The organism is Rhodococcus sp. EPR-157, from assembly GCF_001647195.1.
GTDB lineage: Bacteria > Actinomycetota > Actinomycetes > Mycobacteriales > Mycobacteriaceae > Rhodococcoides.
Window position 1 is genome coordinate 1 of sequence record NZ_LVCV01000245.1, and the last position, 10353, is coordinate 10353.

Below are 10353 nucleotides of genomic sequence, written 5' to 3' on the forward strand. Positions count from 1 at the left end.
ATGAGTCCACGAATGATGGCCGGGATGTTGGCGCCCAGTACCCCGAACGATGCACGACACATCACCGGATACGGCACGCCCGAGACCTGGCTGGGCTTGGCGACCAAGTTGCAGAAGAAGTAGACGATCGAGATACCGACGAGGAGTGAGATGAGAACCTGCCAGCTGGCGAGGCCGAGCGCGAACAAGCTTCCCGCCGTGACATATCCACCGACGGAGTGGACGTCGGACATCCAGAACGCGAAGAGATTGTAGGAGGTCCACGTCTGCTTCTTCAGCGGCGCGAGGTCCTCGTTCGTCAGCCGTGGGTCGTAGCTGTCCTTGATCAATCCGCCGCCGACCGGATGGCCTGCGGCCTCGACCAAGTCGCCTGTCTGCTCAGCAGAGGGCGATAGGGGTCCGTTCGCTGTATCTGTCATCGATGCTCCTGATGCGTAGCGCAGAGCACTCCGGTCGTTCCGCAGGCTCCACTCCTGAAAGCCCTCCGGTCGTTCCGCAGGCTCCACTCCTGGCGAGTGAATCGGTCCACTCCGCGATGGCGAGGACCGGCGAAACAAAAGGTAGCGACGAAGTGTTGCACCTGCGTGACGACAGGGATATATCTTTTATCTGCCTCTGTCGACCGACGGATCCGCCAACAGTCCCGACTCACTCGTGATGGACGAGATCACCGTATTGAGTCTTCCGGAATGCGATTGCGCGATCTCCAACAATGCGACCGAATCGCGGTCGAGAAACGCTTCGAGCATCGTTCGGTGATCCGAATGCAGCGACGCCCGATCGGACCCCGCGACGTGCACCATCGGTTGTACGGGTTCGGTGATGTTCCAGGCCGATTCAAGCATGTGGAGGAGTCGCTTCATTCGCGAAGGATTGGTCAGCGACATGTGGAATTGACGACTCCTGCGATGGTACTCACGGGGGTCGTCGGCCGAAATAGCCTCCTCCAGCAAGCGATTGGCCTCTATCGCCTGTTCGAGGTCGCTGTCCGTCGCGAGTTCGACGGCAGTTGCCAGTGCAGCTGTTTCCAGTACCTCTCTGACGATGTACATCTCCCGGAGTTCCGCGGAGGTCAATTGCGCCACGGTGTATCCGAGATTGGGTCGGTGGTCCACCAATCCCTCGCCGATGAGAGTCTTCAACGATTCGCGTACCGGTATTCTGCTGACGCCGAATACCTCGGCGACCTCGTTGAGCGGAATAGGCGTGTTCGGTGGGGCATCACCGGAGAGAATTACTCTGCGGAGTTCGTCGAGAATGGTCGACTGCCTACCTCCGGGCTCATTGATACTCAACTTCGCCAGGAGTACCGATCGCCGACGTGGTGGCATTGTGATTCCTTCCGTTACACATCGGGCACGCTAGCGGGACATTGTTTCCGCTGTGTGAAGATCGCTCTACCGGGCCGAGAGATACCATCGGCCGGTGCCGAAGAACGACGATGTCCGCCCCGGGTTCGACGAACTGGGACCGAGAACGTGGCCGACTGTGGACGGGTCCGTGACGGTCGTCGTACCGCTGGGGGCATTCGAGCAACACGGACCGCACCTTCCGCTCGATACCGACACTCGGATTGCCGAGGCCGTCGCGCGGCGCCTGAAGGGCGTGCAGCTCGCACCGTCTATCGCCTACGGTTCCAGCGGCGAGCACGCGGGATTCGCCGGGACGATATCCATCGGCGCCGACGCGCTTCGGTTGCTGCTCGTCGAATACGGGCGATCGGCGTCCGCATGGGCGACACGGGTGTTGTTCGTCAACGGCCACGGCGGGAACGTCGCCACGCTGATTGCCGCCGTGGAGTTGCTGCGCTACGAAGGCCGCGACGTCGCGTGGGTTCCGTGCGCTGCGCCAGGAGCTGATGCCCATGCAGGGCGGACCGAAACTTCGCTGCTGCTCTGGCTTTCACCGGACGTCGTGGACCTCTCGCGCGTCGAGGTGGGTAACACCGACGCCCTCGGAGACCTTCTCCCGCGCCTACGGGACGGAGGAGTGCAGGCTGTGGCACCCAATGGAGTGCTCGGCGACCCGCGGGGGTCCAGCGCCTCCGAGGGCGAGGCGATTCTCGCCGATATGTGTGCCCGCACAGCCGCTGCCCTGCGGCGATGGGCGCCGTCCCCTCGGGGGATGTTGACCTGATCCACCGGTCCGGAAACAAGCGTCGAAACGGGGTTTCGGTATGTTCCCTGTTTTCTCCGGCGGTCGATAACACTTCGCCGCGATGTCCGCTTACGATCACCTGATGGGTCAAGGACGATTACCTGATGGCTTCGGGGTGCGCGTCGATCCTCGGGTACGAACGTACTCGGACGGTCGCGTTCTGATCGGGGGATCTCCGACCCGGATGCTCAAGCTTGCCCCGACGGCTGCGGCGATGATCGGCGACGGTTTTCTCGAGGTGACCGATTCACAGTCCGCGCTCGTTGCGCGGAAGTTGCTCGATTCGGGTGTCGCCAACCCACGACCGATGTCGATTCCCTCACCCCGTGACGTGACGGTCGTCGTGCCCTTGAAGAACAACGCGGCAGGGCTCAGCAGGCTGCTGCCTGCACTGCACGGGCTGAATGTGATCGTCGTGGACGACGGTTCCGACGATCCGGTCAAGGCACCGCCGATGGCTTGGAGTATCGGCGGGGTGACCGTGCTGCGTCACGAGACCTCGCGCGGGCCCGCAGCGGCAAGAAACACCGGACTACGCAGCGCAACAACCGATTTCGTAGCCTTTCTGGACTCGGACGTCGTGCCACGCAAAGGGTGGCTGGAAGTCATGCTCGGACATTTCTCCGACCCGGCCGTCGCTCTCGTCGCACCGAGAATCGTGGCGCTCGAACCCGAGGGCAATGCACTCGCGAGGTACGAGCACGCCCGGTCGTCCCTGGATCTGGGTCGCAAAGAGGCTGCTGTGCGCGCGGGAAGCTCGGTGTCCTACGTGCCAAGTGCTGCGATGTTGATTCGTCGACAGGTTGCGCAGGAGTGCGGCGGGTTCGACGAGTCGATGCACGTGGCCGAGGACGTCGACCTCTGCTGGAGGTTGCAGGAAGCGGGTTGGCGGCTGCGCTACGAACCGGTGGCCCACGTGGCACACGACCACCGGGTGACCTTCGGCCGCTGGTTCGGGCGCAAGCTGTTCTACGGCACCGGCGCGAGCCCGCTCGCCGAACGGCACCCGGGCATGGTTCCGCCGATCTCGATGTCCCCGTGGACGCTGGTCGCATGCTTGCTCGCGGTGAGCTTCACCAAATTCGGTCTGCTCGGTGCGCTGTTGACGCTCGGCGTCACCATCGGCCGCCTTCGCAAGATGTTCGTCGGTCTCGATCAACCCACTCGGATTGCCGCGATTCTTGCGACCGAGGGATTCATCGGAGGTATGTGGCAACTCGCATCCGCCCTGTGTCGCCATTATTGGCCGATCACGCTCCTCGCGGTGATTCTGTCCAGTCGGATTCGAAAGATCGCTCTGGGACTTGCCGTGACAGAAGCGTTGTCGGACTGGTACAACCATCGTGAGCTAGGTGGACTGGATCCGGTTCGGTACGCGTTCTTCAAGCGCATCGACGATGTCGCCTACGGTGCAGGACTCTGGTCCGGAGCAGTGCACGCGCGAAGCGTGAAGGCATTGACGCCACGAATGGACACATGAGCGCAGCCCGTGCCGTGGACGTGATCGTCGTCGGTGGCGGGTCGTGCGGATCGGTCGTGGCGGCGCGGCTGAGCGAGGACCCGTCGTGTTCGGTGATGTTGCTCGAGGCGGGATCGGGGTTCGGTTCCCTCGGCGACGTACCGCAGGACATTCTGGATGCACGCATTCTGCCCATCGGGCCGCAGAGCGCCTGGGTCGATACCTACCGTGCCGAGTTGACGCCGTCGCTGACGCGGACCGTGGCGCGGGGCCGCGTACTCGGAGGGTCGGGGGCCGTGAACGGTGGCTACTTCATCCGAGCGCGCCCCTCGGACTTCGACGCGTGGCCGACGTCGTGGTCCTTCGACGACGTCCTCCCGTACTACTGCAAGCTCGAGAACGACATGGACTTCTCCGGGAGCTTCCACGGCGACGCGGGGCCGATGCCCGTCTCGCGTGTCACCGAGGACTCGATGTCTCCTCTCACCGAGATGTTCGTCGACGCGGCCCGTCGCGCCGGATTCGCGGACGACCCGGACAAGAATTCACCCCGCTCCGCTGGTGGCATCGGGCCGGTGCCACGCAACATCTTTCGTGGCGTTCGTACCAATGCTGCTGTTGCATATCTACTTCCGGCATCGAGTCGGGCCAACTTGACGGTCCTCGATGGGGCACGCGCGCTCGCCGTGACATTCGATGGGATGAGAGCAAACGGAGTCACCCTCGCACGGGGGCAATCGGTCGAGCATCTGCGGGCAGACCGAGTGATCCTGTGCGCGGGGTCGGTGCGTACACCGCAGTTGCTGATGCTGTCCGGTATCGGTCCGGCGAGACATATGGTCGAGAAAGGGATTTCGGTGAAGCTCGACCATCCCCGTGTGGGTCGAGGGTTCAGTGATCATCCGGAAGTCGGTGTGTACTACGAACTTTCGGACCCGAGCGTCAGTCGATCACCGATCGAGGTCGTCCTTCACGTCGATGATCTGGAAATACGTCCGTATTCGGTACCGTTCGACCGAATGATTCCAGGGCTCGCAATCGGCGACCCGATGATAGGCGTCGGATTGATGCGGCCGCAAAGTCGAGGCGACATCACTCTACGGACCGATGATCCCGCCGATACACCCCTCGTTCGCTATCGCTATCTGGAGACCGAATCGGATCGATCGGCGTTGTCCGCCGGCCTCGGCATGATCGGCGACATGATGGGTGGCGTCGCGCCGCTGGCAACCGTCGTCGGCGATCCGTTGCTCGGGCGGCTCGGGACCTCGCTTCATCTGTCGGGTAGCTGCGCGATGGGCGACGACGGCTCGGTGCTCGACGATTCGTGCCGAGTCCGGGGGATCGACGGACTGTACGTTCTCGACACCTCGGCGTTCCCTGTCGTACCGACGAGAGGGCCACACGCGACGGCGATCATGCTCGCCGAACGCGGAGCGGACCTCGTTCGAGGCACGGTGGCGTAGGTTCATGGTCTGTGGGCCGTTCACGGGTCGCACAGCGGTGCGAACCGACGTCCGACAATCTCCTCGCAATTCCGTGACCAAGCAGTTCGGAAAGTCGTTGAAGGAGAAGCGCGCGGACAAGAAGACGAAGGCGTCCGCCGACTCGAGCATAGACATTTCCGCGACGAGCAAGAAGCGCTGACCGAGTGCGGGTCCTTCGGCCTCGGCGGACAACCGTCGGGGATGAAGGGGCTGTATTCTGCGTGTGTGAGCTGCGTTACAGTAGGGTGACCGCGCCAGAAGAGGTAGCAAACTGATGACTGGAAACATCCGGGGGCAGGGCAACCCGTGGGTCGCTGTTCGCCCTGGTGAGGACCTCGATGTCCTTGCTCGACGGATGACGACCGCGCATCGGTCGTTCGTCGAGGACAGGTCTCCATCCGACAGTGTCCGCTCCGTGGTCCTCGATTCGTGGCTGCGTAGCAGAACACAAGGCGTCGATCCGGACGGCCGTGACGACTCGGTAGTCCTCTCTGGCGCCGAACTCGATCGATACCGCGACGGCCATCCGATGTCGATCATCAGGCCCGTCATCCGCAAGTTGCTCGTCGAGGATGCAGCCGACACCGGTCTGCTCGTCGCGATTTCCGACGCCGAAGGCCGCCTCTTGTGGGTCGAGGGCGATTCCGCAGCGAAGGACCGTGCCAGTTCGATGAGTTTTGCGGAGGGCGTCGACTGGAGCGAGGAGAGCAAAGGGACCAATGCTCCCGGAACCGCTCTCGCCGTCGATCACTGTGTGCAGATATTCGCTGCGGAGCACTTCAGCAGATCCGTCCACGAATGGAGCTGCTCGGCTGCACCTGTCCACCATCCGACCAGTGGTCGCATCCTGGGCGCCATCGATATCACGGGCGGACCGCGGGTGGCGGTTCCCGAGGTGCTCTCGCTCATTCGTGCCACTGTCGCAGCGGCGGAATCGGAGCTGCGCGTACATCTGATGAATTCCCCGAAGTCGCTGGGGGACACCGCCCCTCGCTTGGAGGTGCTCGGGTCGGGTAAGCCGGGGGTGGTGCGGAGTTCCGGTCGCGTGTCGTTGTCGCAGCGTCACGCGGAGATACTCCTTCTTCTTGCCGACCACCCAGAGGGTCTGAGTTCGGATCACCTCGCGGTGTTGCTCGACGAGCACGAGCTGGACTCGGTCACCATTCGTGCGGAGATGTCACGGCTGCGGAAGGCTTTCGGTTCGGCCGGTCTCGCGTCACGTCCCTATCGCCTGGTGGGGGAGCTGAACTCCGATGTCGGTGATATCCGCCGCGCTCTGGACCGCGGTGACGTGGAAGCAGCCCTCCGGATCTACACCGGTCCGGTGCTGCCCGGATCCTCGGCGCCCGGCATCGAGGAGATTCGCGAGGAACTCCGCTCGCGCGTTCAGGCGGCACTGCTACGAGTGGGTGACCCCGTCCTGCTCGCGCAGTGGACGTCGTCGATTCACGGAAGGACCGACGTCATCGCCTGGGAAGCCTATCGGGCCACCCTCAGCTCCGATTCCGCTCTGTACGACCAGGTCAGCGCGCGTTTGAATCATCTCGACCGTCAGCTGGGCGTCTAGTCTTCCCTGGCCTCGGGCAGACCGGTCGTAGTTGCACGCAGTGCAGCAACCTAGTTGCAACGTTGCAGACTCTAGTGTTCTGAATCACATCAGTTCTGTGATCAGAAGGAGTCCTAGATGTCTGTTTACGCCCGTCCCGGTACCGAGAATTCGGTCATGTCGTTTCAGCCGCGCTACGAGAACTGGATCGGCGGCGAATGGGTACCACCGGTCAAGGGTCAGTACTTCGAGAACCCGACTCCCGTCACCGGTGAGAACTTCTGCGAGGTAGCTCGCTCCACGTCGGAGGACATCGAGCTCGCGCTCGACGCTGCACACGCCGCCGCACCTGCGTGGGGCAAGACTTCCGCCGCAGAACGCTCCGTGATCCTCAACAAGATCGCCGATCGCATCGCCGAGAACCTCGAGTCGATCGCGCTCGCCGAGTCCTGGGACAACGGCAAGCCGATTCGCGAGACTCTCAACGCCGATATCCCGTTGGCGGTCGATCACTTCCGCTACTTCGCCGGATGCATCCGTGCGCAGGAAGGCTCGCTCTCCGAAATCGACTCCGACACAGTTGCGTACCACTTCCACGAGCCCCTCGGCGTTGTCGGCCAGATCATTCCGTGGAACTTCCCGATCCTCATGGCGGTGTGGAAGCTCGCTCCCGCGCTGGCAGCAGGAAACGCCGTCGTCCTCAAGCCGGCCGAGCAGACGCCGGCGTCGATTCTGCACCTGATCTCGATCATCGGTGACTTGCTTCCCGCCGGGGTCCTCAACGTCGTCAACGGGTTCGGTACCGAGGCGGGCAAGCCCCTCGCGTCCAGCCCGCGTATCGCCAAGATCGCGTTCACCGGCGAGACCACCACCGGACGACTGATCATGCAGTACGCATCCCAGAACCTGATTCCGGTCACGCTCGAGCTCGGCGGCAAGAGCCCGAATGTCTTCTTCTCCGATGTTCTTTCGGCCAACGACGATTACCAGGACAAAGCCCTCGAAGGCTTCACGATGTTCGCCCTCAACCAGGGTGAAGTGTGCACCTGCCCGTCGCGTTCGCTGATCCAGGCCGACATCTACGACGAGTTCCTCGCACTCGCCGCGATCCGCACCAAGGCTGTGCGACAGGGCGATCCGCTCGATACCGACACCATGATCGGTGCACAGGCATCGAACGATCAGCTCGAGAAGATCCTGTCCTACATCGAGATCGGCAAGGGCGAGGGTGCTCAGGTCGTCACCGGTGGTGAGCGTGCTCAGCTCGGCGGAGACCTCAACGGCGGCTACTACGTTCAGCCGACGATCTTCACCGGCAAGAACGACATGCGTATCTTCCAGGAGGAGATCTTCGGGCCGGTCGTCTCGGTGACGTCCTTCAAGGACTACGACGAGGCCATCTCCATCGCCAACGACACCCTTTACGGACTCGGTGCAGGCGTGTGGTCGCGGGACGGCGGCGTCGCGTACCGCGCGGGTCGAGACATCAAGGCCGGTCGAGTGTGGACCAACACCTACCACCAGTACCCGGCGCACGCTGCCTTCGGTGGTTACAAGCAGTCAGGCATCGGCCGCGAGAATCACAAGATGATGCTGGATCACTACCAGCAGACGAAGAACCTTCTGGTCAGTTACGCGCAGAAGGCTCAGGGCTTCTTCTGATGCCTGACGGGTCGGGTCCAGCTTCGGCTGCGCCCGCGCGTCTTCGAGCCACCGCCGGGGCGATGGAGCTTCTCCGTCGCCTCGGCGGTATCCACGGCGCACTGATGATGCATCAGTCCGGCGGATGCTGTGACGGCTCGTCGCCGATGTGTTATCCCGCAGGCGAATTCATCGTCGGTGACCGGGACGTTCTTCTCGGATTGCTCGATCTCCGTCTCGGCGTGGACGATATCCCGGACGATCTCCCCGACGGTGACGACGCTGTTCCGGTGTGGATTTCGGGTTCGCAGTTCGAGGCGTGGAAGCACACGCAGATGGTCCTCGACGTCGTGCCCGGGCGTGGATCCGGCTTCTCCCTCGAGACACCGGAGGGCCTTCGGTTCCTCAGTCGGGGGCGCGCGTTCACCGCGGAGGAGAACGACGCGCTGAAAGGCACGGCGCCGCTGGTCGGCGTCGACTGGGAAGAGGGGCGTCGGCCACCGGTTCCGCACGATGTTCTCGTCGTCGCGGAAGCGGAGGATGCGTGTCCCGTTCCGGGAATGCTTCAGGGCTAGGCGCTCCGCCCCAGTGGCGCGGTTAAGTGCATTGCAGTGCACTCAACCGCGCCACTGCGCCGGAGGCGCATATCGGTAGCACCGAACTGGTAGCTCCGTAATTCTCTCGTCATATGTCGATCACTCCGCGCTTACACCGCGGGCATATCTTGATTCGATTCGCTTCCCCCGGCGATAACGAGCTCACTGCTTCGAGAGAGGCCGCACATGTCCGTCAACAAACCAACAGGCGCCCATCACGACGGGACCGAGTCCCACGTCGAAGGAAGCGATTATCTGGCGAAGCGTCAGTTGAAGAAGGGAACCGCGGGTTGGGTCCTCCTCGCCGGGCTCGGCGTCAGCTATGTCATCTCGGGTGACTACTCGGGCTGGAACTTCGGATTGGAACAGGGTGGCTTCGGCGGCCTGCTGATCGCCGGCATCGTCATCGCTGGCATGTATCTGGCGATGGTGCTCGGCATGGCCGAAATGTCCTCGGCGCTGCCCGCGGCGGGCGGTGGCTACACGTTCGCGCGTCGCGCGCTCGGACCGTGGGGTGGGTTTGCAACCGGGACAGCGATTCTCATCGAGTATGCCATCGCGCCTGCAGCTATCGCGACCTTCATCGGTGCGTACGTCGAGTCTCTCGGGCTGTTCGGAATCACCGACGGGTGGTGGGTCTATCTCGCTGTGTATGCCATCTTCATCGGGATCCATCTGGGCGGAGCGGGTGAAGCTCTCAAGATCATGTTCGTCATCACCGGGATCGCACTTGTCGGCCTGGTGATCTTCGCGGTGTCGGCGGTGGGCCAATTCGATTCGGCCAACCTGACCGACATCGCTCCGACCGATGCCGCCGGTGCGTCGAGCTTCCTGCCGTTCGGATACATCGGAATCTGGGCAGCCGTCCCGTTCGCGATCTGGTTCTTTCTGGCCATCGAAGGTGTGCCGCTGGCTGCCGAAGAAGCGAAGGATCCGACCAAGAACGTGCCGCGAGGAATCATCGCGGCCATGGCTGTTCTCCTCGTTACCGGCGCAGGCGTGCCCTTCCTCGTGACCGGAGCCGGCGGTGCGGACGCGATGCAGGCGTCGGGCAATCCGCTCGTCGAGGCGCTCGGTGACAGCTCGGCCGCGAAGGTCGTCAACTACATCGGGCTCGCAGGATTGGTCGCGAGCTTCTTCTCGATCATGTACGCGTACTCGAGGCAGCTGTTCGCGCTGTCCCGTGCCGGCTATCTACCGAATTCGCTGTCGGTGACCAACTCTCGCAAGGCTCCGACCCTCGCACTGATCGTCCCAGGCGTCATCGGGTTCCTGCTTTCGCTCACCGGTCAGGGCGCGATGCTGCTGAACATGGCCGTGTTCGGCGCTGCGCTGAGCTACGTTCTGATGATGATCAGCCACATCGTGCTGCGTCGCAAGGAACCGCACATGGAGCGTCCGTACCGCACCCCAGGCGGCATTGCCACCACCGGATTCGCCCTCGTCATCGCGGCTCTCGCGGTGGTC

9 protein-coding genes are annotated in these 10353 nt (G+C 63.1%); 7 read left to right on the forward strand and 2 right to left on the reverse strand.

The window, feature by feature from the left end; all coding sequences use genetic code 11:
* On the reverse strand, positions 1-419 hold a 419-nt coding region (locus tag A2J03_RS10975; protein ID WP_197480718.1), incomplete at its 3' end, for a cytosine permease.
* A 186-nt stretch (positions 420-605) separates the two neighbouring features.
* The gene (locus A2J03_RS10980) at positions 606-1331 is read right to left on the reverse strand and encodes a GntR family transcriptional regulator (RefSeq protein ID WP_068373361.1); all 726 of its coding nucleotides are present in this window, start codon (positions 1329-1331) and stop codon (positions 606-608) included.
* A 94-nt stretch (positions 1332-1425) separates the two neighbouring features.
* Between A2J03_RS10980 and mftE the strand changes: the two genes are divergently transcribed.
* The 7 genes from mftE to eat all read left to right on the forward strand — a co-directional run.
* Entirely contained in the window at positions 1426-2136 is a 711-nt protein-coding gene (mftE, locus tag A2J03_RS10985) for a mycofactocin biosynthesis peptidyl-dipeptidase MftE (RefSeq protein WP_082897758.1), read from the forward strand.
* A gap of 103 nt (positions 2137-2239) precedes the next feature.
* Positions 2240-3637, forward strand: coding sequence for a mycofactocin biosynthesis glycosyltransferase MftF (mftF, locus tag A2J03_RS10990; RefSeq protein WP_068373380.1), 1398 nt, complete (start codon positions 2240-2242; stop codon positions 3635-3637).
* The gene (mftG, locus tag A2J03_RS10995; protein ID WP_068373364.1) at positions 3634-5082 is read left to right on the forward strand and encodes a mycofactocin dehydrogenase MftG; all 1449 of its coding nucleotides are present in this window, start codon (positions 3634-3636) and stop codon (positions 5080-5082) included. The genes mftF and mftG overlap by 4 nt, the downstream gene beginning before the upstream one ends.
* 295 nt (positions 5083-5377) lie before the next feature.
* Positions 5378-6670 carry a helix-turn-helix domain-containing protein gene (locus A2J03_RS11000; RefSeq protein WP_068373366.1) on the forward strand — a complete coding sequence of 431 codons (1293 nt, stop codon included), beginning with the start codon at positions 5378-5380 and terminating at the stop codon, positions 6668-6670.
* A 117-nt stretch (positions 6671-6787) separates the two neighbouring features.
* Positions 6788-8311, forward strand: coding sequence for an acetaldehyde dehydrogenase ExaC (gene exaC / locus A2J03_RS11005; RefSeq protein WP_068373370.1), 1524 nt, complete (start codon positions 6788-6790; stop codon positions 8309-8311).
* Between the two features lie 62 nt (positions 8312-8373).
* Positions 8374-8865 carry a DUF779 domain-containing protein gene (locus tag A2J03_RS11010; RefSeq protein ID WP_068373372.1) on the forward strand — a complete coding sequence of 164 codons (492 nt, stop codon included), beginning with the start codon at positions 8374-8376 and terminating at the stop codon, positions 8863-8865.
* A 207-nt stretch (positions 8866-9072) separates the two neighbouring features.
* A partial coding sequence (gene eat / locus A2J03_RS11015; protein WP_068373375.1) for an ethanolamine permease occupies positions 9073-10353 on the forward strand: 1281 nt, incomplete at its 3' end.

Coding starts and splice junctions, on each gene's coding strand:
- A2J03_RS10980 (WP_068373361.1), bottom strand. CDS start 1,331: ATGCCACCACGTCGGCGATCGGTACTCCTGGCGAAGTTGAGTATCAAT.
- mftF (WP_068373380.1), top strand. CDS start 2,240: ATGGGTCAAGGACGATTACCTGATGGCTTCGGGGTGCGCGTCGATCCT.
- mftG (WP_068373364.1), top strand. CDS start 3,634: ATGAGCGCAGCCCGTGCCGTGGACGTGATCGTCGTCGGTGGCGGGTCG.
- A2J03_RS11000 (WP_068373366.1), top strand. CDS start 5,378: ATGACTGGAAACATCCGGGGGCAGGGCAACCCGTGGGTCGCTGTTCGC.
- exaC (WP_068373370.1), top strand. CDS start 6,788: ATGTCTGTTTACGCCCGTCCCGGTACCGAGAATTCGGTCATGTCGTTT.
- A2J03_RS11010 (WP_068373372.1), top strand. CDS start 8,374: ATGGAGCTTCTCCGTCGCCTCGGCGGTATCCACGGCGCACTGATGATG.